General features: G+C 62.5%; 20 protein-coding genes. 8 read left to right on the forward strand and 12 right to left on the reverse strand.

Annotated elements, in window-relative coordinates; genetic code table 11:
• Positions 1 to 21: 21 nt before the first annotated feature.
• The 9 genes from ACSQ9E_RS25180 to ACSQ9E_RS25220 form a co-directional block, all read right to left on the reverse strand.
• A complete protein-coding gene (locus ACSQ9E_RS25180) occupies positions 22 to 1,203 on the reverse strand; it encodes a hypothetical protein (protein WP_436219481.1) in 1,182 nt (393 codons plus the stop codon).
• 20 nt (positions 1,204 to 1,223) lie between these two features.
• A complete protein-coding gene (locus ACSQ9E_RS25185) occupies positions 1,224 to 3,866 on the reverse strand; it encodes a rhamnan synthesis F family protein (RefSeq protein ID WP_436219482.1) in 2,643 nt (880 codons plus the stop codon).
• The gene (locus ACSQ9E_RS25190; protein ID WP_436219483.1) at positions 3,863 to 5,152 is read right to left on the reverse strand and encodes a hypothetical protein; all 1,290 of its coding nucleotides are present in this window, start codon (positions 5,150 to 5,152) and stop codon (positions 3,863 to 3,865) included. Before ACSQ9E_RS25190 ends, ACSQ9E_RS25185 begins: the two co-directional genes overlap by 4 nt.
• Positions 5,088 to 6,059 (reverse strand): tetratricopeptide repeat protein, encoded by a 972-nt coding sequence (locus tag ACSQ9E_RS25195; protein WP_436219484.1) that lies wholly within the window; start codon positions 6,057 to 6,059, stop codon positions 5,088 to 5,090. Before ACSQ9E_RS25195 ends, ACSQ9E_RS25190 begins: the two co-directional genes overlap by 65 nt.
• A gap of 52 nt (positions 6,060 to 6,111) precedes the next feature.
• Complete coding sequence (locus ACSQ9E_RS25200; RefSeq protein WP_436219485.1) at positions 6,112 to 7,251, reverse strand: glycosyltransferase; 1,140 nt, start codon at positions 7,249 to 7,251, stop codon at positions 6,112 to 6,114.
• 67 nt (positions 7,252 to 7,318) lie between these two features.
• Positions 7,319 to 9,406 carry a glycosyltransferase gene (locus tag ACSQ9E_RS25205; RefSeq protein WP_436219486.1) on the reverse strand — a complete coding sequence of 696 codons (2,088 nt, stop codon included), beginning with the start codon at positions 9,404 to 9,406 and terminating at the stop codon, positions 7,319 to 7,321.
• 80 nt (positions 9,407 to 9,486) lie between these two features.
• A complete protein-coding gene (locus ACSQ9E_RS25210; protein ID WP_436219487.1) occupies positions 9,487 to 10,545 on the reverse strand; it encodes a hypothetical protein in 1,059 nt (352 codons plus the stop codon).
• 192 nt (positions 10,546 to 10,737) lie between these two features.
• Positions 10,738 to 11,904: a helix-turn-helix transcriptional regulator gene (locus tag ACSQ9E_RS25215; protein WP_436219488.1), complete on the reverse strand. Its 1,167-nt coding sequence runs from the start codon at positions 11,902 to 11,904 to the stop codon at positions 10,738 to 10,740.
• 212 nt (positions 11,905 to 12,116) lie between these two features.
• Positions 12,117 to 13,958 (reverse strand): ABCB family ABC transporter ATP-binding protein/permease, encoded by a 1,842-nt coding sequence (locus ACSQ9E_RS25220; protein ID WP_436219489.1) that lies wholly within the window; start codon positions 13,956 to 13,958, stop codon positions 12,117 to 12,119.
• A 128-nt stretch (positions 13,959 to 14,086) separates the two neighbouring features.
• On the opposite strand from ACSQ9E_RS25220, the gene ACSQ9E_RS25225 reads away from it, so the two are divergent.
• Complete coding sequence (locus ACSQ9E_RS25225) at positions 14,087 to 14,530, forward strand: acyl-CoA thioesterase (RefSeq protein ID WP_057200093.1); 444 nt, start codon at positions 14,087 to 14,089, stop codon at positions 14,528 to 14,530.
• 44 nt (positions 14,531 to 14,574) lie between these two features.
• Here ACSQ9E_RS25225 and ACSQ9E_RS25230 read toward each other — a convergent pair whose 3' ends face one another.
• The 3 genes from ACSQ9E_RS25230 to ACSQ9E_RS25240 all read right to left on the reverse strand — a co-directional run bounded on the left by ACSQ9E_RS25230 (position 14,575) and on the right by ACSQ9E_RS25240 (position 16,691).
• Entirely contained in the window at positions 14,575 to 15,168 is a 594-nt protein-coding gene (locus ACSQ9E_RS25230; RefSeq protein ID WP_057266322.1) for a bactofilin family protein, read from the reverse strand.
• A 157-nt stretch (positions 15,169 to 15,325) separates the two neighbouring features.
• Complete coding sequence (locus ACSQ9E_RS25235; RefSeq protein ID WP_436219490.1) at positions 15,326 to 15,811, reverse strand: thioesterase family protein; 486 nt, start codon at positions 15,809 to 15,811, stop codon at positions 15,326 to 15,328.
• An 82-nt stretch (positions 15,812 to 15,893) separates the two neighbouring features.
• Positions 15,894 to 16,691, reverse strand: a complete 798-nt coding sequence (locus tag ACSQ9E_RS25240; protein WP_436219491.1) for a crotonase/enoyl-CoA hydratase family protein — start codon at positions 16,689 to 16,691, stop codon at positions 15,894 to 15,896.
• A gap of 172 nt (positions 16,692 to 16,863) precedes the next feature.
• Between ACSQ9E_RS25240 and ACSQ9E_RS25245 the strand changes: the two genes are divergently transcribed.
• From ACSQ9E_RS25245 to ACSQ9E_RS25275, 7 genes are all read left to right on the forward strand, one after another.
• Positions 16,864 to 17,739, forward strand: a complete 876-nt coding sequence (locus ACSQ9E_RS25245; RefSeq protein WP_436219492.1) for a branched-chain amino acid ABC transporter permease — start codon at positions 16,864 to 16,866, stop codon at positions 17,737 to 17,739.
• 4 nt (positions 17,740 to 17,743) lie between these two features.
• Positions 17,744 to 18,820: a branched-chain amino acid ABC transporter permease gene (locus ACSQ9E_RS25250; protein WP_057200088.1), complete on the forward strand. Its 1,077-nt coding sequence runs from the start codon at positions 17,744 to 17,746 to the stop codon at positions 18,818 to 18,820.
• 17 nt (positions 18,821 to 18,837) lie between these two features.
• Positions 18,838 to 19,677, forward strand: coding sequence for an ABC transporter ATP-binding protein (locus ACSQ9E_RS25255; protein ID WP_057200087.1), 840 nt, complete (start codon positions 18,838 to 18,840; stop codon positions 19,675 to 19,677).
• Positions 19,674 to 20,492: an ABC transporter ATP-binding protein gene (locus ACSQ9E_RS25260; protein ID WP_436219493.1), complete on the forward strand. Its 819-nt coding sequence runs from the start codon at positions 19,674 to 19,676 to the stop codon at positions 20,490 to 20,492. The genes ACSQ9E_RS25255 and ACSQ9E_RS25260 overlap by 4 nt, the downstream gene beginning before the upstream one ends.
• Before the next feature lie 5 nt (positions 20,493 to 20,497).
• Positions 20,498 to 22,354 (forward strand): AMP-dependent synthetase/ligase, encoded by a 1,857-nt coding sequence (locus ACSQ9E_RS25265; protein WP_436219494.1) that lies wholly within the window; start codon positions 20,498 to 20,500, stop codon positions 22,352 to 22,354.
• 96 nt (positions 22,355 to 22,450) lie between these two features.
• On the forward strand, positions 22,451 to 23,614 hold the full coding sequence (locus ACSQ9E_RS25270) for an ABC transporter substrate-binding protein (protein WP_057200084.1): 1,164 nt from the start codon (positions 22,451 to 22,453) through the stop codon (positions 23,612 to 23,614).
• 118 nt (positions 23,615 to 23,732) lie between these two features.
• Positions 23,733 to 24,896 (forward strand): acyl-CoA dehydrogenase family protein, encoded by a 1,164-nt coding sequence (locus ACSQ9E_RS25275; RefSeq protein WP_436219495.1) that lies wholly within the window; start codon positions 23,733 to 23,735, stop codon positions 24,894 to 24,896.
• Positions 24,897 to 25,013: the final 117 nt, after the last annotated feature.

Below are 25,013 nucleotides of genomic sequence, written 5' to 3' on the forward strand. Positions count from 1 at the left end.
CGACGAGTGATCCGTGATCCCTCACAGCTGCTCCAGCACAAGCTGCAAACCACGCCAAGTGGGAATACCAAGTGGGCCGAGTTCCACCATGCATTCTTGCAGGTTTGGAACCACGGTTTTGTGGGCAGCGCCATCCGCGCCGTTGGTGGCTGGGGGGAAATGCGGAGTTTCATTTCTTCCGCGGATGATGGGATTGGTTCCCGTTTCCCAATCAATATGGGGCACCTTGCGCCAGAATTCCGTGCTGGTGCCAAATGCCCTGGCCAATGGAATTGCCAAATCGGTTCCGGAGACACAGAAGACGACAGCCTGACAGTCCTCGGCTCGCAGGTCTGCGAGAAGCTGGCTGATGGATGGCTGGCCAGGTGCGGCATCCAGCGGCGCGACAAGAAGGCCAACCGCAGCAAGACGACTGGCCGCTGTGGCGCCAAGATAGCGAGCGAGTGTGTCCAGCCACACAGAGCGACCGGTCAGCAAGACCTGCTTTTTGTGCCTAGATCGTATGCGCTTGGCCAACTCGAACAGCACGGATTCAACGGCGTCTACCGCCTGTGCATAGCCTTCGGTGGGAGAGCGCTCCTGGCATAGCACTGAGTCCAGAAAAAGGTAGCCGATCTGCGAGGGGTGAGCACTGTTGTCGACGAACAATCGAACAACTTCGTGCATCGGCATGCGCAGCAGAGGCCCCAGATCGATTATGTCCAGACCATCCAAAGCGCTGGAAATCTCCTCGTGCCTGAAAACCGGATGGAGGTAGCGGCCCAAATGAATGTGCCGCCCTGCAAGCCGATCTTGCACTTCTCTGCCCAGCATGCACCAGAACAGGTACCGCGCGCGTTGGCCGAACTGGCCATGCCAGATTTGCAATGCTGCGAGGCACCGAACCAGCATCGCATGGTCATTCTCTGAGGTCATCGCGGGCTGACTGATGGCGGTGAATCCATCGCGCATCACGGGGATCGGTGGCTCGCAGGACAAGCAGATAGAGTTTCCAAATCTGAAATCCGGCACCATGATTCCCACGCGTCCAATCTCTCCTGCCACTGCAACGGTGTTGTTGAAGCATTTTGCAGACCAAATCGGCGCGCCGCCAAACCCGATAAACCGCTGCGGCGGTAGGCTTTGAGGCAGGGCATCTGCCGCAACCAGAGTGCGCCACCGCACAACATGCGAGCTACCAACGATCAGATTGGCGCCTGGCACTCCTTGCGATTGCTCCGTCCCTACCATATCAAATGCCCGCCTGCTGCATTTCCGTGTGTGCGACGTTGCGCATCCAAATGCCGACTCTTCAAATAGTCGTGCAGTTTGGTTTGGCCTTGAAGGGCCTGAAAATCGTGCTCAATCAGTTCACTTGGATCCACCGGAGCTCCCGCGATCCGCCCTCCAGCGATTGCCGCCTGCCCGAAAGCTCGCTCCACCAAATGCGCTAGTGCGCCGTCGCTCGCACCGTTCTCCGGAGGGAAATTGCGAATCGAAAGGGGCTTGAAAGGTTGCAGGTGCGACGGCCTGAACCAGAACATCGTTCCTGCAAAAAAACCCTCCCCATCCGCGCTGCCAAGCAACCATTGGGCCAGTTCGCCCCCGTCGTGGTGTGGGTAGTTGGCCAAGCTCATCCAGTACGGAGATGGGCCCACCATGGCAAGTTCCTTGTCTGCACGAAAAGCAGATGTAATCTGATTGACTCGTTCTTCTGAACCGAGCAATGCTGCCATTGTCTCAATGCGCCAAATTTCTCCGAGGGGCGCGTTCAATTTTCCATTTTCATAGTATCCGCGCTTGGTTTGAACCTTGAGAACAGCACTGTAGTCGCGCTCGCACAGCAATGGGAGAACATCGAGGAACGGTGCTATGTCACGCCCGCGATTTGGCGTGCTGTAGACCGTCGCCTTGGGGTATTGGGCGAGGACGAGGTCGACAATTCCCTTGGCCCCCCAATCCGGTACTGTCACGATCAGATCGAAACTTTCCGTGATGGTCCTCAAGCTTTCGAGTATTTCGGGCACTAAGTCACGGTAATAGAGGTGGGCCACTACTGCGAGTTGGGACTTCCGACGCTTCAAGGTGCTGCCGATTTTTCCCAACTGCACCTGTCGCGATTCCTCCTCACGTTCTGTCAGAGGGTATTCAGTGAGCCCGCTGTTGATCAGCATCGTGGCTGCGGTCTCGCGCAGGACTGAAAGCATATCGTCAACAGTGCTGACTCCCAACATGGCTTGGGGCGCACGGGACTCGCCGATACCGTGGCGCGCGAAATGCTCGATCGGATCGAGTTGGGCGGCTCTTACATCCTCGTTGAGCTCTAGGTAGTACTCGGTGTCCACGATGTTCCCCGCGCGCACTAGCTCCGTACGGCCTTCGGGGGCACGCCATTTCGTGTCTAGCCAATTCAGAAATCCGGCTAGGCTTTGCGCGCCCGAATACGCGTGCAGCCGCCGGACGATGGAAAGGTACGTGTTGCCCGCCGCGCCGGTTTTGCTTTCGAAACGCTTTCGCGCGGCCAGTGCAGGGGCTGCACTCGCCGGTGATGTAAAAGTTGCGTTGGCTGTCGAGGACAAGCCCCAGAACATTGCGGACCGCGCGAATGCCTGCGTCCCGCCCGATGCGCTTCTCCATATTGCCTGGGCAAATTGTTTGGCGCTGCCATTGGTCATGCGTGCTGTCTCGTCGATGGCCCCGACACATCGCATGAATGCGGTGGCGTCACTGAAAATACCCGCAGGCTGCAAATATCCTCCCAGCAGAAATCTCCTGAGCAGACCCGCCCCTTTTGCGAATGCCTGCTCATCGAAGCTGCTCGATAGCATGTCGTCCAGCGAAGGAAACAAGTCGCGCGGCTTGTAGGCGGCGTCTCCAAGGACGACGACAGGCTTGTCGAAGTACAGCGCTTCGAAGCCGACGGAGCTATTGACCGTGACGACGAAGTTCGAGAGCGCTACAAGCCTGGCGTTAGGGATGGGAGCGTCTGCGTCACACCACACGACCTGATCTCGCAAGGATCGCAGCGCCGCCCGTGCAGCGGCATTCGCGTTGACAGCCCCTGTGCGGAACTTGGATGCGGGATGGGGTTTCACAATGGTCTTATAGCCACTGCTGGCCAACTTTGGGACCACCTCCCGGACGACTTCCTCAATCGTCTGGTAGCCCGAGAACCTCAGTAGGTTCGCATCGTCGAACAGTTGCAACGGCAGGAATGCGATGCGTTGTGCTCCGTCCAGCTGAGACGAAATTTCGGCCGGAATAGGCACGAATTGCTCTTCGTACCCTTTAACAGCCAGGTTTTGGGAGTACTGAAGCAAAGCGTCATGGCGGGACATGGGTCGGTTGTCCACAATTTCGCGAATATCTTCCAGACTTAACTTTGGTACTACGGTTGCCCCGTTGGTGCCAAATGGGTCCATCACAATGCTGTCTAGGAACGGAGGGCGTGTGCACCCCAGTTCCATGGCAATCCTGGTGACAGCATGCATCTCCAGGAACTGGCTGACGGCCCCGTTTTCTCCCCAGTGAATGATTATTTCAAAGGGGAAGGATTGCCATACCCGTCGCAGGACTTCCTGGGAATCGTTGCTTATTCGACCGCGCCCATGCATCAGATCGAGCCAGTGGGAAACGCCTGCAGGTTGCCACGGGAGCTTGTAGCTTTCAAAAAGCCGTGATTCTTCCGGTGTAGGTGATATCAGCCGCTTGGATGAGTTTGCAGGCATTTCATTGCCAAGTGTTGCAAGAGTGGCTGCGTTCGCAAACATCCGGATGTCGAACAGAGCGTGGTCGCGCAGCAAAGGCAGGAATTTCTTGGCAATGGAGTCAAAGTGGGTGAGCGAGTTGCGTATTGGAAACGGCTCGACATAGATCAGAACTCTCATGCCAAGCCCGCAATCATTTGAAATTTTTCCATATTAGTGGCGGAGCCCAGTGAGGTGAAATTGCGTTCAACCAGCTTGGAGTGCCTTTTTGCATCAGGGACGAGAGAGAGTGCTTCGTACCATTCGTCACCGTTGTCCGCCAAGGTCAGGTTTTCGGGGCCTACCGCCGCCATATCAGGTATAGGGCTGGCAATCAGACGGCAACCCGCAAGGGCCGCTTCCAGGAATTTCACACGCGATTTGCAGACATTGAATCGGGTCTTCTCTAGTGGCGCGATCACGGTGGCACAGGTGCTCATGAGCGCTGGAAGGCGCAGGAAATTGACCACCGGGGCGACCATGACATTTGGCAACGTGGCGATGCTGTAGGGCACATGCACCGGACCCACGACCAGCAGATTGAAGTTAGGGTTTTCCGAAAGCACCTTGTGCAGAACTGCTTCCACGACAGGGAAGTCGTGGTCGTGGCTGCGCGTTCCTGCAAAATAACCAATTCCGACCGATGGTCTGCGCACATAGGGAGTCCGCATTTCTTCATGCGATTGCAGCAAGGATGCGGGTAGAAAATTGGGCTGCACTTCCACTTGGGCGTCGGGGTGGTTCGCGCGGACGTGTTCCGCCAGAGGCTCAGTTGAAGCTGAGACTTTGTCGAACTCCTGAAGGGCTGCTAGATTGCTGGCAAATGCTTGCACAGCCTTGTCCCTGTCCAGCGTTCCATTTTTTACGGCTGACGAGTTCATGGCGATGTCTGAATCACCAAAAATCAAATCATCGTAGTCAGCGATAAGCGTTGCCCGCTGCCGTCGAAGTGTGGACAAAACATCCAAGAAATTCGCACGGGCTGTGTTGGGCCTATGAAAGACGTAGACGTCATGGTAGTAGTCGGGTGTCTCGAAGAATTTGGCAGCCGAGTAAATGGAGCAGCGATGCCCCATGGACAGCAACGTCTCTGCGGGGTGGTAGCACCTGTATCGTGCGGAAGCGTCTTGCAACGGGCGCTCCGCATGTCTCGTTTCCGTGACGAAGCAGATGCTCTTTCGGATAGACGCGGAGTGGATGCTCTTCTTCGTGCTCTTTTGGTTCATTGAATCCCCAGTTTCTTGAATGCTCTGCTGTCCGACGGATTTACTGCAGTGGATGACTGTTTCCAGAAAACTTCCAGCCCTGCCCAGGCGCGTGTTGCCGTGCAATCCTCTATCCATGGTCGGCAGGTCAGCTTCGTTACAGATGCATTGAATGCAGCCCAATAGCAGCGAGATCGTCCAGGTTGCGCTGCGCATCTTCATAGCCCGGCCGGATGGCTAACGCCCGCTCGAGGTGCATTCGCGCACCATCCAGATCGCCCTCGACGCGCAGCAGATTGCCTAGATTGTTGTGTGCCTCGGGCGAGTTGGGCCGGATGGCCATTGCTGATCGATAGGCCCCAATCGCGCTCTCGTTGTCGCCTTTGCGCTTGTAGGCCACGCCTAGATTGATGAAGGCAGACACGAAGCCCGGGTCGATCTTTAGCGCACGCTTGTGAAAACTCACCGCCTTCGTCAGGTCCCCTCGTCGCTGGAACAGCATGCCCAGTTCGTTATACAGTTCGGGGCTGTCCGGGGCCAGGACCAGCGCTTTCTGAAGCAGGGGCAGGGCTTCGTCCAAGCTGCCTTGCTGGCTCATCAGATTGCCCAGGCTGCGCAGAGCCTCAACGCTGTCAGGGGCGAGCTTTACCGCATCACTGTACGCGCGGCGCGCGTCTTCCATGCGACCGGAAGCCTGCATATGGCTTCCATGGATGAGCAGGCGCTGTGCGGGATCTGGCTGGTTGACCACAGCCTGGAGGTGTTCGATGCGCTGTTGCAGATCAGGACTGTCGGAGTATTTCTGGGCTTGGCAGTAGGAAGCCAGCGCCTGATCCATGTGCCCCCGCAATTGATAGGCGACGCCCATCTGGGCAAGCACCGCAGCACGGAATTGCTTGCCAGGGGCTCCGCGGGCTTTCTGGGCTGAAGGCCACAGTGAATTCAGCAGCACGAGCGCTTCGTCCGCCTTGCCGACCCGGTTAAGGACCATGGCCATGCCCATGGATGCCCCCGCATTGCCGGGAGCCAGGGCCAAGGCGTCCTTGTAGAACTGGATGCTGGCGCCATAGTCATTTTCAGAAAGTTTGGCAGCGGCCTGCTGCAGCAACGATGTCAGTTTGGTAGACATGAAGGCGCTTTCTCAAGGTGTGCGATTCGAAGGGACTGTGGGCTCGGCCTTTTCAGCACCCCAGCAGACGGCGGTACGCGGGCAGGGATACGGTGTCGAAGTCATAGCGTTCGACAGCACATTGGCGTGCGGCTTCGCCCAGCGGGGCATGTGCGGCAGGATCGGCCAATGCGCCTATGGTCATGCGCGCCAGAGTGCCGTGATCCTTGAAGGGAAACAGGAGGCCATGCACGTGATTGGCAATGGCTTCGCGCACCGGGGCGGTACTGGATGCGATGATGGTGCAGCCAACGGCCATGGCCTCCAGCAGCGACCACGAGAGGATGAACGGGTAGGTCAGGTAAACGTGGGCACGCGAGACCTGCAGCACGCGCAGATAGTCGGCATAAGGCAACGCGCCGGTGAAGTGCACTCGCTGCAGATCGATGGCCTGACCTTGGGCGTGCAGCTCTTGAAGGCAGACATCTTTCCAGTGACCACCAGCGCCAGGGGCGGTGCCGTAGCTCACGCCCTCCTGTGCACCGACTATAACTACGCGGCAGTGCGGGCGCGCTTGCAGGATGGCAGGCAAAGCGCGCATGAATACATGGAAACCCCGGTAGGGCTCCAGGCTGCGGCTGATGAACGTGAGCACCTCGTCTCCGTGGCGCAGCACAGTGCCGTCGGGAAGGGTTGTTCTGGCCTGCGGGTCAGGCCGTACGTGCTTGGTATCAATGCCTTCGTGCAAGACCCGCAACTTGTGGTGGTAGACGACGGGAAAGCGGCTCTTCTGCCAAGCTGTGGGGCAGACAGCGTCATCGCACGACTCGAGGGCCAGCAGCTGGGTGGCGTTGCTGGCGTGAAGCCTGAACACGTCACTAAACTGGGCGGGAAACTCAGGGTCGAAGCCAACATCGGCGCCGCGCGCATGGTAGAAGTATTCGAACATTCCCACCACCCGTGCACCAGGGAAAAAGTCGCGCACGAAGAAGGCGTCGCCCCAACCGGGGTGGGCAACGATCACGTCGGGCTCCATGCCTCGCCGCTTGTACTCGGCCAGAGATACAACCACCTGCTCGCCTCGGCGTATGGCCTGCTCGAAGCCGCGGGCCATGGGGTGCACTGCATCGTTCGCGGGAGAAATGGCCGGGTAGGCAAGCACCTGCACCCCATCGGCCGGTTGGCCTTGAGCCATCTGGCTGGCGTCGCCCATGCCCCATACGCGCAGCGCAGGGTCCCTCGCCAATGCAGCCGCCAAGCGCCGGAACTGCCCAGGGAAGTTAGGATGCAAGAAAAGTATGTCCAACACGCTTCTCCATGGCTTGCTGCAGCTCGGCCAGCCGCGGAATGCCGCACAGCCACAGGTCGGGTTGCGCAGAGTCTTCTGTCAGTGGAAACGTCCTTTTGCTACCGGTTGCCTGCTGGCATACCACGTTGAGGCATGCGTGGTCCAGCGTCGCCGCCGGCAGGGTTTTGGAGCCATGACCACCCAAGGCGATGATGCAAACGTCCGCCAGGCGTTGGAGTGGCTGCCGGGCTTCATCCGCCCACTGGATCCAGCAGGCTGCGCCCTCTTGCTTCAGCGACTGCCGCAGCGCCTGGGCATGCGCCCACGCGGTAGCGGCTGAAGATGGCCGAGTTGCCGCGCTGGCAGCGGTCACGGGGAGGCGGATGGCAATCCGTAGCATGGTGCCCGCAGGGCCCTCGCTGCTTTCTGCACGAAGCCATCTGCCGAAGGGCGCCTGGTAGCTGCTCTCATCGATCACGACACCGCTGGACTCTGCCAACGATTGGTAGACGATGCTGCTGACGGCTACGTAGCCATCGAAGTCCAGCCACCAAGGGGCTTTGCTCCATGGCTCTGCCGCGCCATGCACATAGGCTATGCAACGAATGTCAGGGCGTACATTGCGCAGCAACCGTATGTTGTACTGCGGGGAGGTCACTACCACTGCATGCATGCCGCGCACATCGTAGGCATCGCCACCGGAGTGCAGCAGCACAACCCGGGAGGATGGGAAACGCGCCTCAAGCTGCGTACCCAGCCGGGCCATGTCGCTCAGCAGCTTCTCGCTGGCGCGGGTGCCACGCTCACGCCGGATTGGCTCGGGCAGCTTGCCGACCAGCAAGCCGATGGTCAGGCGTTCGGAGCACATGATTCCGTCTGCGCTCAGTATGCTGCGCCACCAAGCGGCCTTGGCCCATAAGCCCATTTGGCGATTGAGCACTGTGGCGTTGTGCTGGACTCTGTCGAAGATCGGGGCTTCACGCCCGGTCAAACGAGTATGCCCATGCCGGTGCAGGGCCGTCAGGTCGTTGCGGCACACCACGCGCTTGCGCAGCCGATGGGCCAGGCGCAGGCACAGCTCGACATCTTCGAACCCGTAGAAGTACGAGGTATCGAAGCCGCCCACAGCCATGAAGTCCGCCTTACGGCACAAGAGGACGGCGCCTGTGACCACCGGCACCTGCTGGGGGCTGTACTCGGCTTCGCGGCGGGCGACAGAGGGTGCTGCCTCATAAGGCCAGTAACCTTGGTCATGCTGCATAAAGCGCACGCCCAGATGCTGCACGTCGGTCACGGGCATGCCTACGCTGGCTTCGCCGATGGCTTTGAGCAGCTTGATACCCACGACGCCGGTGTCCGGATCGCTCCGCAGCGTCTGCAACATGTAGGGCAGTGCGTCGTGAAGCCAGACGATGTCGTTGTTCAGGAACAGGAGGTGCTTGCTTTTCGCCATGCGGGCCCCGAGGTTGCAGGAGGCGGAAAAGGAGTCGTTGATTGGCAGAGCCTGGACACGTAGGTTCAACCGCTCCTTCCACGACTCCAGCAGTTCCAGGCTGCCGTCGGTTGAGGCATGGTCTATCACGATCCATTCCACCGAAGTGGATTGGTTGTAGATCTCCCAGCTTTCGAGCAAAGCCTGCAACACGACACGGCCGTTGCGGTTGAGCACGACCACTGTGACCTCGGGGTCGGCCTGCAGCGCCGCTGCCGATATGCCCAACGGCTGTATGCGGGCCAGCGGCACGTGCGGGTCGAAATACTGGACAGTGCTTGCAGAGCTGGGAAGCACCGCCCCGGTCGGGGCATGCACGACTTCCACCCGGTGCGGGCGTCCATCCGCCAACACTTCAGGCGCGGGGATGTCGAAAGCAGTCGGCCCAAGCGAACTGGCAGACATACCCAAATACTGCGCGATCGAGTCCGCCCGCAGATGAGGACGAAACCATTGGACCGCCGTGCCGTCGACACGCAAGACAAGATCCAGCGCGAGATCCGGCCTTGCCCGATCAAAGGCCCAGCCCTGCACCCGAAAAGGTGTCAGTTGCTCTACCAGGCCGAGAGGCTCGTGTTGTATGTTCATCGGTCAGCGCCACGCAAGAAATGGGGCCCGCGATTGCGAGCCCCATTCCAAACCTGCCTTGTAGCAGTTCAACTATCGGTTTAGAACTTGAACTGGAGCAGGTCCAGGGTCAGTTGCTCGGGCGACACGCCCACCAGCGTGATACTGAGGTAGTCGCCGAAATTCAGCTTCGCTGCGCCAGTCGCATCCACGGTCAATCCTGTGAAATACGGCGCCAGGTCGGTAGCCTTGGTGAAGCCGGGCACGCTGAACGCCAGCTTGTCCTGATTCACATTGAAGTCGGTGATGGTGAGGTGGCCCAACGCGTTGAGGCCGAACACATCCTTGCCGGCACCGCCCGTAATGGTGTCGCGGCCACCGCCCCCCACCAGTGTGTCGTTTCCAGCGCCGCCGGTGATGACCTGGCTGTTGCTATCTGCATTGAGGAAGGCTGCTGTAGCGCCGTCTACGCGCACCGTACCAGCGCCAATGATCAGAGCGTTCTGCACCTCCTTGAGGACCAGCGTCTTGTTAGTGCCCAACTGTTCGGTCATGAAGGTCAGCAACTCTTTGGTGCCGGCCTTGCTCTGTGCCGTGAACACCACTTCGTTGGGCGCCGCAGCCGCCTGGCTGCTGTATGCACTACCGTCCTTCAGGTAGGGGCGGGCGTTGCTGGTGGTGTTGCTGTCTGTCAGCGTCACCACCCGCACCGTGACTGTCCCGGGGGTTGAGCCCCCTGTCAGGCTTTGGGTGATGGCATCGATGGCTGCAACAAGACTGTAGCGTGCGGCTTGCACGGCGGGATCAGTGGAGTTTGCGGGGTAAGCCGCATCCACAATGCCGGTGATGTGCGCGTTGGCCTGTTCCGCAGTCAAAGCGGTACCCGGGCCTTCGAAAGTCAGACTCACGCCACCGGGCAGCGCAATGGAAAGCGTGAGGTCGCCCGACACGATTTCGCCGGTAACCGCTTGGCCCGTGGGAGAAATCACAGCGCCTTGGAGCACTCCACCAGAGCCTGTTGCGGTGATCAAAGTGCCGCCACCTGGCAGGGTTGACGTGACCGCCGAGCCGCCAACTGTGTCGCCAAGAATGCGATCGAGCAATTGTTGTGTCGCAGGCGTCAAGCTGCTGTACGCGCCGCCCACCAAAGATTCAGACATGTCAGTTCACCTGCAAAAAGGTTAAAAATTGCCCCAAGAGAAGTTGTAGCAACTGCAGCTTGTGGATAGTTGAAATCTATTTGCAGACTGTAAAAGGCGTCTCGCTTGAAGGCCATCCCACGAATTGGGGGTATTGCTGTAAATCCGAAAAAAAATTGCAACCCGACTGCAGTCGCGGCAAATCACATAAGGTCACACAGCAGCAGTGGCGAGCGACAAGACTAGGCGCGTGAGCACCGCTTTCTGATTGATCCGCGTCTTTGCATATATGTTTTTCACATGACTACGAGCGGTTTCTTCCGCGATGCTCAAGGTGTCGGCCAGCGACCGGTAGGTAGATCCTTGCGCCAGGAGCAGCGCGACTCGCGACTCCGAAACAGTCAACCCCAACTTGCGTTGCAGTACCTCAGGAGATGGCCAGACCGCGTGATCTGGATCGGTGATGAACACAACGTACTTCGCGTCATCGGCGCCTCCGAGCTCACTGTCGATTTCCAGAGGGCAGCATTGCACGCTATAGCGCGAGCCAAGCTCTGACCGAGGTACGTTTAGCGTGTCTCCCAACTCGGCCAGGCGCGCAGGCGGTGCAGAACACAGCACGGCAAGCCAGGCTTCCAGTTGCTGCTCGCTGCCCTGGGATGGCTGGCGCGACATGAGCCGGCAACTTCGTAAAAACAAGCCGTCGTCGCGCTCAAAAACTGCTTGTGCCACGCGGTTGGTGAATACTACTTCCAGTGCTTCATTGAGCAAGACAACACCCACGGAAAGGCGATCCAATGCGATGCGCAGGGACTGCAGGCGATGGCGCTTGAATGACAGCCGTTGCGTGAGGCCGAGGGCACGAGACAGATGTGGAAGCACTAGACTTATCCAACGCCGCTCTATGGCGCCGAAGATTGGGTCGTCCGGACTTCGAAACACCGACAGGCTCGTAGCGGGCATTCCCGGCTCGCCCTCAGAAATGATGCCTCCGCACATCTGGCCTATTCCGATCAGGCTGAGAAACTCCACATAGAAAGCGGATTCGCGAAACGCTTTCGTTGGCACGAGGTCTTGGTCGGTGTAGACGCTGCCGTTGCGCATCAGCCCTTTTTGCACCACTGTGTGGGCCCAGATATCGTGATCAAGATATTTGGTGGCCCACAGTCCCAGATGAGCTTCGGGAATTTGCCAGGGGTATGCCATGCCACCGTCTTGCGGCCTGGCGAAGGGAGTGAAAAGAAGCGCTTTGTCTGCGCCTAAAGAACGTGCAACCGCGCCGACAACCTGAGTCCATAAATCAGGGTTGGCTACCGCGCTGTAGATGAGGTGGATCAGAGCATCGAACTCTTCGAGCCTCTCTTCAAACGGCGAAGACACTGCACTGCGAGGTAGCGGGACGTAAGACTCCGACATTTTGATACATATGTGAAAAAATGCATCATTTATGGTATTTGCCGTTTAGTCTTCCCCCAAATGGGGGATTTCCGCTATTGGACAGTGGGTTTGAGCCTGGTTCTCCAGAAAGGTTGATACGCGTATCTGAGCCACCGATGCACGCTACGAAGATCGTGGACCAAGCTGGGCCCGTTTCAAACCGCGCCGTCACTTTGCTGCAGCGCCCACATGCTGGCGTAGCGGCCGCGCTGGGCCAGCAACTCGGCGTGGGTGCCGCGCTCGATGATGCGGCCGGCGTCCATGACCAGGATCTCGTGCGCATCGACCACGGTGGACAGGCGGTGCGCGATCAGCAGCGTGGTCTTGTTCTGGGCCGCGCTCTGCAGTTCGGATTGGATCGCGCGCTCGTTGGCCGAGTCCAGCGCCGAGGTGGCCTCGTCGAAGATCAGGATGGGCGGGTTCTTGAGCAGGGTGCGGGCGATTGCCACGCGCTGCTTTTCACCGCCCGAGAGCTTGAGCCCGCGCTCACCCACCATGGCCCCGTAGCCGGCAGGCGTGCCGGCGATGAAGTCGTGGATGCGCGCCGAACGCGCTGCGCCCTCCACCTCGGCCTGGCTGGCGCCCGGGCGGCCGTAGGCGATGTTGTAGGCGATGGTATCGTTGAAGAGCACGGTGTCCTGCGGCACGATGCCGATGGCCTGGCGCACGCTGGCCTGGGTGACCGAGCGGATCTCCTGCCCGGCGATGGTAATGCGCCCCTGCTGGATGTCGTAGAAGCGGTAGAGCAGCCGCGCCAGCGTGGACTTGCCCGAGCCCGAGGGCCCGACCACGGCCACCGTCTTGCCGGCGGGTATCTCGAAGCTCACGCCCTGCAGGATGGGCCGGCCACGGGCAACGCCCTCCCCCTTGCGCGTGTCGTAGGCGAAATGCACGTCCTCGAAACGCACCGTGGCCTGGCCCAGGCCCGCAAGTGGCTGCGCCCCGGGGGCATCGGCCACCTCGCGTTCCTTGTCCATCAGCACGAACATCTTGTCCAGGTCGGTCAGGCTCTGCTTGATCTCGCGGTAGATCACACCGAGGAAGTTCAGCGGAATGTACAGCTGGATCATGAAGGCGTTGACCATGACCAGGTCACCCAGCGTCATGCGGCCGTCGACCACGCCCTGCGTGGCGCGCCACAGCATGGCCACCAGGCCGATGGCGATGATGAGCTGCTGGCCCGCGTTGAGCATGGACAGGGTGGTCTGGCTCTTGAGCCGTGCATGGCGCAGCCGCTCCAGGCTTTCGTCGTAGCGCCGGGCCTCGAAGGCTTCGTTGTTGAAATACTTGACGGTCTCGTAGTTCAGCAGCGAATCGACCGCCTTGGTGTGCGCGGCCGAGTCGAACTCATTGGCCTCGCGGCGAAACTGGGTGCGCCACTCGGTGACCAGCACCGTGAAGGTGATGTAGAACGCCAGCGCTGCCAGCGTGATCCAGGCGAACCAGGCGTCGAACTTGACGGCCAGCACCGTGAGCACCAAGGCCACCTCGACCAGCGTGGCCACCACGTTGAACAGGGTGAAGGAGATCAGCGACTCGATGCCGCGCACGCCGCGCTCGATGTCGCGCGTCATGCCGCCGGTCTGCCGCTCCAGGTGAAAGCGCAGGCTCAAAGCGTGCAGGTGCTCGAAGGTCTGCAGCGCAATGGAACGCGAGGCGCCCTGCGTGGCCTTGGCAAACACCAGTTCGCGCAACTCGCTGAAGATCGAGGTGGACAGTCGCAGCGCCCCGTAGGCCAGCAGCAGGCCCACCGGCACCACCAGCAAGGTGGCCGGGTCGCCCAGCTTCAGGTCCATGGTGTCGACCAGGGTCTTGAGCAGAACGGGCACGCCCACGTTGGCCACCTTGGCGCCCACCATGAAGACGATGGCCGCGACCACGCGCCATTTGTACTGCCACAGGTAGGGCAGCAGGCGGCCGATGGTGGCCCAGTCAGAGGGCGCGGTGGCTGCGGAAGCCGGTGTTTGGAGGGGGGTGGGTTCGCCGACAGGGCGCATGGGGGACAATTCCGGTTGTTGTTCTTACCGACCCGGCTGGCGCCCGGAGGGTTTTTCTTTGGGTTGGCCCTGGAAACCACCCATGGTGTCCTCCAGCATCCGTGCCAGCCCCAACCGAGATTGTGCCCATGTCCGCGACTTTCAGCCCACCCGCAGCCCTATTGCCCACAGACAAGGAGCTGGTGCTCAAGGTGATCCCCATGCCGGCGGACACCAACGGCAATGGCGACATCTTTGGTGGCTGGGTGATGGCGCAGGTCGACCTGGCCGGTTCGGTGCTGCCGGCGCGCTACATGCAGGGCCGCATGGCGACCGTGGCGGTCAACGAATTCATCTTCAAGCAGCCCGTGCGCGTGGGCGACATCCTGTCGTTCTTCTCGTCGATCACGCGCGTGGGCAACACCTCGGTCACCGTGCAGGTGGAGGTGTATGCAGAGCGCTTTTCCGACCAGGGGCGCTACGTCAAGGTGACGGAAGCGCGCCTGACCTATGTGGCCATCGACGACGAAGGCCGCCCGCGCCCAGTGCCGCGCCCCAAAAAAGAAGGCGATCAGGCCGGATCGGCGGACTGAAGGAAACCGGGACCTGCGCGGCCCCGGTCAGGGCGTGCAAGGGTTCAGGCCGCCACGGCCATCGCCGTGGGCTCGGCCCGCACGGGCTGCTGCGCCGGCGCGCTGCGCAATGCCGAGGACGATGAGCTGCCCGAGCCGATGCCCGACTCGATCTCGCCCGCCAACTGACCGCCCTCTTCCACCACCAGCTTGCCGTAGCGGATCTTGCCGTTGACCTTGCCGGTGCTGTAGATCACGAGCTTCTGGCGCACGGTGAGCGTGCCGTTGAACTCACCGTGGATTTCGGCGATGTCGATCTCGGCCGAGCCGCGGAAAGCCCCGTGCTCGGAGATCTGGATCACGCGCGAATCCATGGTGGCTTCCACGGTGCCCTCGACCACGAGGGTGTCGCAGTCGGTGATCTCCACGCCCTTGAGCTTGATGTTGGGGCCCACCGTGAGCTTGCTGCCGGTGGAATCCGAGGCCGGGGAGGGCTTGGCCAGGGCCGGGCTGGCGGGGGCCGATGCCGCCGCAGCGCTGGTGGCAGCTGCAGAGGAGTTGGCCACCGAACTGTTCAGGCCGGTGGAATTGGAAGGACTGTGGCGGGGCTGAAACGACTCGGGTTCACGCTTGCCAAAGAAGGGGTTTTGCACGGCCATCGGTACTCCTTGAAAAGAGGCTTCATCGTAGGAGGGGGCCTACGCGATGGATGCGCGCTTTACGCAAGAACGGTAACCAAACGGTTCACCCGTAGCATGCACTTGCAAGGCTTGCCGGATCACACATGCGCCTGTTACATCCTTGGCCGACAGACGTTCAGGAGACGATGTAGGCGGCAGCCCCCGCCGACATGATCTCGCCGTTGGGCCCCTTGAACTCCATGCGCGTGGTCGCCACCCGCGAGCCCAGGCGCAGTACCTCGGCATGCAGCGTGAAGTGGCTGCCGATGCCCGGGCGCAGGTAGTCGATGCGCAGGTCGATGGTACCGAGCTTGGCAAAGCGGTGCAGGCGCTGGTCGGGCGCCTCGTCCATGTGGCGCGCACCGATGGCGGCCATGACGGCCAGGCCGCCCATGGCATCGAGGCCTGCGCTGATCACGCCGCCGTGCACGCGGTTGTAGGCATAGTGGCCCACCAGCTCGGGCTTCATCTCGATGCGCCCCTCCACCCGGTCGGGGTGCAGGCCGGTGACCTTCAGGCCCAGCACCTGGTTGAAGACGATCTTTTCCTCGAAGATGGATTTCAGTCCGGCCACGAATTCGGGTTCGAATTCCTGCGGCGGTGCGGTGCTGGTCTTGCTCATGGTGTTCCTGTGGGTGTCTTCGTGCGCTCTTCAATGGATAGCAGGCCATGCCACCCAAATAAGCATTTCAGGTCATTTTCAATCAAAACTTTCCGTGCCGCCCCTGGCCCGCGGCAAAGCTCGCCGCGCCCCGCAGCGCATCGGCCAGGCAGGCCCTGCCGCCCTGCCATTCCTGCAGCAACGCATCGGCCAGCGGCAGCCCCTCCTGCGCGATCGCGCTTGCACGGTCCGCCCGCAGCGTGGTCTGCGGGAAGGCGGCTATCTCGCCCGCCAGCGCCAGGGCGGCCACCAACGCCTGTCCGGGTGGTACGACACGGTTGCACAGGCCCATGCGCAGCGCCTCGTGCGCCTCGACCTTGCGGCCCGTAAGGATCAGGTCGAGCGCCTGCGACAGCCCGATCAGGCGCGGCAGGCGCACCGTGCCGCCATCGATCAGCGGCACGCCGAAGCGGCGGCAGTACACGCCGAAGTAGGCGTCCTCTTCCATCACGCGCAGGTCGCACCACAGCGCCAGTTCCATGCCGCCAGCCACGGCGGCGCCGCTGATGGCGGCCACCACGGGCTTGGACAGTTGCAGCCGGCTCGGGCCCATGGGCCCCGGTGGATCCGGCGTACTGGCCGCGTAGTCGAGCCCCCTGGCCAAGGCTTCTGGCGAGGTGCCTTCGGCCTGCAACCGGGCACCTGCCTGAAGGTCCCAGCCGGCGCAGAAATGCCCGCCGGCACCATGGAACACGGCCACGTCGGCGCCATCGTCGCGTTCGAAATCCAGAAAGGCTGCATGCAGCGCCTGGGCGGTGGCGGCGTCCACCGCGTTGCGCACGCCGGGTCGGTGCAATGTCACCAGCGTGACACGGCCTTGCTTGTCTACCTCTATGGCCATCGGTTTCTCCTGGCGCCGCATAGGACGCAACCCTTATTGCGCGCACGCCTGCAAAGGGACAACATGCGCCTTGATCCCCATCAGGGTTAGCCCCGAGTGCGGTACGGGCCGCGCACAGGCACCATTATTTATGCAAAGCAAATGCTTTGTATAAATATTCTGGAGAGCCAGTGTGCAATTCGTGCAACTGTTGATCAGCGGGGTCGCCCAGGGCTGCATCTACGGCCTGATCGCGCTCGGCTTCGTGCTCATCTACAAGGCCACCGAAACCGTGAGCTTCGCCCAGGGCGAGCTGATGATGCTGGGCGCCTTCTGCGGCCTGGCATTGATGACGGTGCTCGGCTTTCCCTTCTGGGTGGCGGTGCTCGCCAGCATCGCGGCCATGGGGTTGTTCGGCACGGTGCTCGAACGTGCCGTGATCCGCCCCATCCTGGGCCAGCCCGCTTTCTCCATCGTCATGCTGACCATCGGCATCGGCTACGTGCTGCGTGGCCTGGTGACCATGACCCCCACCATCGGCACCGAGACGCACACCCTGCCCGTGCCCTACAAGGACCTGTCGTTCCGCCTGGGCACCCTGGTGGTCAACGCCGAGCAACTGGCCGTGATCGGCGCCACCGGCGTGCTGTGCGTGCTGCTGTTCGCGCTGTTCCGCTACAGCAAGCTCGGCATCGCCATGCAGGCCTCGTCGCAAAACCAGCTGGCGGCCTACTACATGGGCATTCCTGTGCAGCGCCTGAACGGCCTGGCCTGGGGCCTGGCGGCCGCTGTCGCGGCCGTGGCCGGGCTGCTGCTGGCGCCCATCACCTTCGTACACGCCAACATGGGGCTGATCGGGCTCAAGGCCTTCCCGGCCGCGGTGGTGGGCGGTTTCGGCAGCCTGCCGGGTGCCATCGTCGGCGGCCTGGTGATCGGCATCGTCGAATCGTTCTCGGGCTTTTACCTGCCCGATGGGTTCAAGGACACCGCCGCCTACATCGTGGTGCTGGTCATGCTGATGGTGCGGCCCAACGGGCTGTTTGGCGAAAAGCTGAGAAAGAAAGTCTGACCCCATGCGCTTTCTTTTCAAGACTTCCTACGAGCAGGACCTGCGCCTGGCCAAGCATGGCGGGCACCTGTTCTGGTACGGGTTGCTGGGCCTGGCCCTGGTGGTGGCGCCCTGGGTGGCACCCGAGTACTGGCTGGCGCAGCTGACCTTCGTGCTCATCTACGCCATCGTCGGCCTGGGGCTGATGCTGCTGGCCGGTTTCACGGGGCTGTTCTCGCTCGGGCATGCGGCCTTCCTCGGCGTGGGGGCGTACACGCAGGCGGTGCTCACGGGCATGGGCTGGCCGTTTGCGCTGTCGCTGGCCTGCGCGGCCGGGCTGTCGGCCGCAGTGGGCGTGGTGGTGGGGCTGCCGGCGCTGCGCGTGAAGGGCATCTACCTGGGCATGGCCACGCTGTCGTTCGGCTTCATCGTCGAGGAAGTGTTTGCGCGCTGGGAGTCGGTCACGGGCGGCAACTCAGGCAAGCACCTGGTGCCACCCGAGATCTGGGGCTTCAAGTTCGAGTCCACCGAGTCGTTCTATTTCCTGTGCCTGGTGATTGCCGTGGTCAGCACCCTGGCGATCCTGAACCTGCTGCGCTCGCCCACGGGCCGGGCCTTCGTGGCCATCCGCGATTCGGAGATCTCGGCGCAGAGCATGGGCATCCACCTGGCGCGCTACAAGACGCTGTCGTTCTCGCTGTCGGCTGCGCTGGCCGGCATCGGCGGGGCGTTGTATGCGCACAAGCTGCAGTTCATCTCGCCCGACCAGTTCAACATTTTGCAGTCCATCGACCTGTTGCTGATGATCGTGATCGGCGGGCTGGGCTCGGTGCATGGGGCCTTCCTCGGCGCGATCTTCCTGATCTCCATGCCGCAGCTGATCTCGCTGGGCAAGGACTGGCTGCCGGCCAGCATCGGCCAGGCGCCCGGCCTGCAGGCCGTGGTCTACGGCGCCGTGCTGATCCTCTTCGTGCTGTTCGAGCCCATGGGCCTGTATGGCCGCTGGCTCAAGGTGCGCACCTGGCTGCAGCTGTTTCCGTTCTACCGCAAGGGCCTGTTCAAGCGGCAGAAGGCTTTTCAGAAATCGGACCGCTTGAAATGACCGGCACCGCTTCTCCCATGACCGACGACATCCTGCTCAGCGCGCAGAACCTCAGCGTGCGCTTTGGCGGCGTGCTGGCCGTGAACAACGTGGGCTTCGAGGTGCGCCGCGGCGAGGTGTTCACCCTGATCGGCCCCAACGGCGCGGGCAAGACCACGGTGTTCAACCTCATCAGCCGCATCTACACGCCCACCACCGGCACCATCCACTACGCCGGCCCGGACGGCATGCTGTCGCTGACCGACCAGCCGCCGCACAAGGTGGCGGGCCTGGGGATTGCGCGCACTTTCCAGAACATCGAGCTGTTCGAGCATGCCAGCGTGCTGCACAACCTCTTGATCGGCCGCCACACGCGCCGCGAGACGGGCCTGTGGGCCGACCTGCTGTTCACCCGCCGCGTGCGCGACGCCGAGGTGCGTGCGCGCGAGAAGGCCGAGGAGATCATCGACTTCCTGGACCTGCAGCACTACCGCGACACGCTGGTGGCCGGCCTGCCCTACGGCGTGCGCAAGGTGGTGGAGCTGGCCCGCGCGCTGTGCACCGAGCCGCGCCTGCTGCTGCTGGACGAACCCTCGTCGGGTCTGAACGTGGAGGAGACCGATGACATGGCCTTCTGGATCCAGGACATCCAGCACGAGCTCGGCATCACCGTGCTGATGGTGGAGCACGACATGTCGCTGGTGTCCAAGGTGTCCGACCGCGTGCTGGCCATGAACCAGGGCGAGGTGGTGGCCATGGGCACGCCGCGCGAGGTGCAGTCGCACCCCGGCGTGATCGAGGCCTACCTGGGCACCATCGACGACGTGAGCAACCTGCGCCGCCCGGCGGGCAGCGCACCGGCAAGGATGGCACGATGACCGTCATTCCATTTCCCGGACCATCCGGCGCCAGCGCTGCCGAGGGCATGCCGCTGCTGCGCCTGCAGAACGTGGAGAGCGCCTACGGCCCCATCAAGGCCATCCGCGGCGTGAGCCTGCAGGTGCAGCGCGGCGAGATCGCCGCCGTGCTGGGCAGCAATGGCGCGGGCAAGACGACCATCCTCAAGACCATCTCGGGCATCATCGATCCACGCCGGGGCACCATCGAGTTCCAGGGCGCCCACATCGCGGCCACCGACCCGGCCGCCATCGTGCGCCGGGGGCTGGTGCATGTGCCCGAGGGGCGCGAGGTGTTCGCCCTGCTGTCGGTGCGCGACAACCTGCTCATGGGCGCCTACACGCGCAGCGATGCCGACGCCGTGGCACGCGACCTGGAGCTGGTGTACGGCTACTTCCCCATCCTCAGGGAGCGCGCCGGGCAGGACGCGGGCCTGCTCTCGGGCGGGCAGCAGCAGATGCTGGCGATCTCGCGCGCGCTGATGGCCAACCCCGAGCTCATCCTGCTCGACGAGCCCAGCCTGGGCCTGTCGCCCAAGCTCACCAAGGAGATCTTCGAGATCGTGGTGCGCATCAACCGCGAGCGCGGCACCACCATCCTGCTGGTGGAGCAGAACGCCAACATGGCGCTCAACGCCTCCGACTACGGCTACGTGCTGGAAAACGGCCGCATTGTGATGGAAGACAGCTGTGAGCGCCTGCGCGAAAAGGACGACATCAAGGAGTTCTACCTGGGCATGAAGGACGCCGGCGTGCGCGGCGAGCGGCGCTGGAAGAAGAAGAAGAACTGGAGGTGACCGGCATGTCCAATCTATGGGACCTCTCCCACATCCAGCCGGCCGGCACCGACGTGCTCGCGGGCGACACCATTGCCGCGATGTTCTGGAACGGCGTGGCCCAGCGCGGCCCGCGTGTGTGGATGCGCCAGAAGCAGCTCGGCATCTGGAAGAGCTGGACCTGGAACCAGACGGCCGATGCCGTGCGCGAGATCGCAGGCGGCCTGATGGCGCTGGGCTTCGCGCCGGGCGAATGCGCCTCCATCCTGTCCAACACCAACATCGAGTGGGTGCTGGCCGACCTGGCCGTGCTCAGCTGCGGCGGTGTCTCCAACGGCATTTACCCCACCGACGCGGCCAGCCAGGTGCACTACCTGAGCGAAGACTCGCGCACCAGCGTGCTCTTCGTGGAAGACGATGAACAGCTGGACAAGGCGCTGGAGGTGCGCGCCCAACTGCCCTTGCTGCGCACGATCGTGGTCTTCGACATGGAGGGCCTGCGCAGCCTGGAAGACCCCGGCATCATCAGCCTGCAGGCCTTGCGCGCGCTGGGCCGCGAGTGGAGCCAGGGGCATGCGGGCGAGCTGGAGCGCCGCGTGCAGGCCTGCCGGCCCGAGGACGTGGCCATTCTGGTCTACACCTCGGGCACCACCGGCAAGCCCAAGGGCGCCATGCACACCCATGGCGCCCTCGCCTACACCGTGCGCGGCTACAACACGCTGATCTCGCGCACCGAGGACGACGAGGCCATGTGCTTCCTGCCGCTGTGCCACATCGCCGAACGCATGGGGGGCGAATACTTTTCGCTGTACACCGGCTCGCGCCTGAACTTCGTGGAAAACCCCGACACCGTGCCCGAGAACGTGCGCGAGATCGCCCCCACGGTATTCACCGCCGTGCCACGCGTGTGGGAGAAGTTCTATTCGGGCGTGATGATCGCGCTCAAGGAATCCACGGCGCTGCAGCAGGCGGCCTACGCCTGGTCCATCGGCGTGGGCACGCGCATTGCCGACCAGGTGCTGGCCGGTCAGCCCGTGGGGGCGGTGCAGAAGCTGCAGTTCCAGGTGGCGCGCTGGCTGGCGCTCAACAACGTGCGCAAGCTCATCGGCATCCACCGCGCGCGCTTCCTGGTCACGGGCGCGGCGCCGATCTCGCCCGAGCTCGTGAAGTGGTACCTGGCCCTGGGCGTGCCCATGCTGGAGGTGTGGGGCATGACCGAGACCTGCGGCGCCGCCACCGGCGTGCCCGCCAGCCGCATCAAGCCCGGCTCCATCGGCCCGGCCGCCAGCTACAACGAGGTGCGCGTGGACCCGGGCACCGGCGAGATCCAGGTGCGCGGCCCGAACGTGTTCAAGGGCTACCTGAACCAGCCCGAGAAGACGGCCGAGACCATCGATGCCGATGGCTGGCTGCACACCGGCGACGTGGGGGTGATCGACCCCGATGGCTACCTGCGCATCACCGACCGCATGAAGGACCTCATCATCACCGCCGGCGGCAAGAACATCACCCCGAGCGAGCTGGAGAACGAGCTCAAGTTCAGCCCCTATGTGACGGACGCAGTGGTGATCGGCGATGCCCGCCCCTACCTCACGGTGATCATCATGATCGACCAGGAGAACGTGGAGAAATACGCGCAGGACCACGACGTGCCGTTCTCCAACTACGCCAGCCTCACGCGCTCCCCCGAGGTGCAGGCCCTGATACAGGCCGAGGTGGACCGGGTGAACACCCGCTTCGCGCGCGTGGAGCAGATCAAGAAGTTCTTCTTGCTGGACACGCAGCTCTCGGCCGAGGACGAGGAGCTGACCCCCACCATGAAGCTCAAGCGCAAGCTCGTGCAGCAGAAGTATGCGGAACGCATTGAGGCCATGTACCGCTGAGCCGTGCCGGGCCCCGGTTCCATAGGGAAAGTGCTGGTGCCCGGTATCGGGCATCGTTCTATAACGACGAATCCGATCCATCCAAGGAGACGTGCCATGAAACTTCATCCCATTGCCGTGCTGGCCATCGTGGCCATGTCCGGCGGCGCCGCGCAGGCCCAGGCCCCGCAGGGCGTGGCCAAGGACACCATCACGCTGGGCTCCATCCAGGATCTGTCGGGGCCGCTCGCGGGCTTCGGCAAGCAGGTGCGCCTGGGGATGATGCTGCGCGTGGACGAGGCCAACGAGCAGGGCGGCGTCAACGGCCGCAAGCTCGACCTCAAGGTGGAGGACTCGGGCTACGACCCCAAGAAGGCGGTGCTGGCGGCGCAGAAGCTCGTCAATCAGGACAAGATCTTCATGATGGTGGCGCACATCGGCACGGCGCAGAACCTGGCAGCCATGCCGGTGCAGTTCAGCAAGAACGTGATCAACTTCTTTCCGGTGACGGCCGCGCGCGAGATGTACGAGCCCTTCCACAAGCTCAAGTATTCGTTCGCCGCGACCTACTACGACCAGATCCGCCTGGCAGCGCCCAAACTCATCAAGGAAAAGGGCGCCAAGAAGATCTGCACCATCTACCAGGACGACGAGTTCGGGCTGGAGGTGATGCGCGGCGGTGAAGCGGCCCTGAAGGCCATGGGCACCGACTTCGCCGAGAAGACCTCGTACAAGCGCGGCGCCACCGACTTCTCGTCCCAGGTGGCAAAGATGAAAGCGGCGGAGTGCGACTTCGTGGTCCTGGGCACCATCATCCGCGAGACCATCGGCACCATCGGCGAGGCACGCAAGACCGGCTTCAACCCCACCTTCCTCGGGTCGAGCGCGGCCTACACCGACCTGATCCACAAGCTGGGCGGCAAGCCCATGGACGGCCTGTACGCGACCATGACGGTGCAGCACCCCTACCTGGACGAGGCCTCGCAGCCCATCCGCTTCTGGGCCACCAAGTACAAGACCAAGTTCAATGAAGACCCGACGGTGTTCTCGGTCTACGGCTACGGCGCCATCGATGCCTTCATCCGCGCGGCGCAAAAGGCCGGCACCTCGCTGACCACCGAGAGCTTCATCAAGGCCATGGACACCATGGTGATCCCGCCCGACATGTTCGGCAGCGCCGAGGCGACCTACGGACCGCAAAAGCGCCTGGGCAGCGACCTCTCGCGTCTGTCGCAGATCCAGGACGGCAAGTGGAAGGTGGTGTCGGACTACGTCAAGTAAGCAGCGTCCGCGCTTGCCTGCCAGGCCGCCCCCCATGGGCGGCCTTTTTACTGTGGCAAACCCATGGCAGAATTTTGGAAAGCACCCGCTTTTCAAAATTACGCTGGAGACGAACACCATGATCGAACGCACCCTCTTCAACGCCGACCACCAGGCCTTTGCCGAGAGCTTTGCGCGCTTTCTCGACAAGGAGGTGGCACCCTACCATGCGGCCTGGGAGGAACAGGGCTATGTGGACCGCGCCGTGTGGACCAAGGCCGGTGAGAACGGCTTTCTGTGCATGGCCCTGCCCGAGGAGTACGGAGGCGCGGGCGCCGACAAGCTCTACTCGGTGGCGCAGATGGAGGCGATTGCGCGTGCCGGCTTCACCGGCATCGGCTTCGGGCTGCACAGCGAGATCGTGGCGCCCTACCTCCTGCACTACGGCACCGAGGAACAAAAGCGCCGCTACCTGCCGCAGCTGGCCAGCGGTGCCATGGTGGGCGCCATCGCCATGAGCGAGCCGGCCGCCGGCAGTGACCTGCAGGGCATCAAGGCCACGGCCGTGAAGAGCGCCGACGGCTCGCACTATGTGCTCAACGGCAGCAAGACCTTCATCACCAATGGCTGGCATGCCGACCTGGTGATCGTGGTCGCCAAGACCGACCCGGCGGCGGGCGCCAAGGGCACCAGCCTGTTCCTGGTGGAGCGCGGCATGCCGGGCTTCGAGAAGGGCCAGCGCCTCAAGAAGCTGGGCATGAAGGCGCAGGACACCTCCGAACTGTTCTTCACCGATGTGAAGGTGCCGGCAGACAATCTGCTGGGCGGCCCGGCCATGGAGGGGCGCGGCTTCATCTGCCTGATGGAGCAACTGCCCTGGGAGCGCCTGCAGATCGCCATCACCGCCGTGGCAGCCTCTCAGGCGGCCATCGACTGGACGGTGGACTACGTCAAGCAGCGCAAGGTCTTCGGCCAGCCCGTGGCCAGCTACCAGAACACCCGTTACACGTTGGCCGAACTGCAGACCGAGGTGCAGGTGGCCCGGGTGTTCGTGGACAAGTGCTGCGAACTGATCGTGGCCAGCCAGCTCGACACTGCCACGGCCAGCATGGCCAAGTACTGGACCACCGACCTGCAGTGCAAGCTGATGGACGAATGCCTGCAGCTGCACGGCGGCTATGGCTACATGTGGGAATACCCCATCACCCGGGCCTATGCCGACGCCCGCGTGCAGCGCATCTACGGCGGCACCAACGAGATCATGAAGGAAGTGATCACCCGCGCGATGGGGCTGGGCAAGTAGCCCTCAGCGCTGCCAGGAGCGGCCAACAAAGCTCAGCGAAACGGTTCTGGCCCGGCGCTGCGTCGCCGGCAGTACGAGCAGTACGAGCAGTACGGCAAGACGCGGCAACGATGCCAG

This window comes from Acidovorax sp. LjRoot118 (assembly GCF_964253575.1).
In the GTDB taxonomy this organism is placed as follows: Bacteria; Pseudomonadota; Gammaproteobacteria; order Burkholderiales; family Burkholderiaceae_C; genus Acidovorax.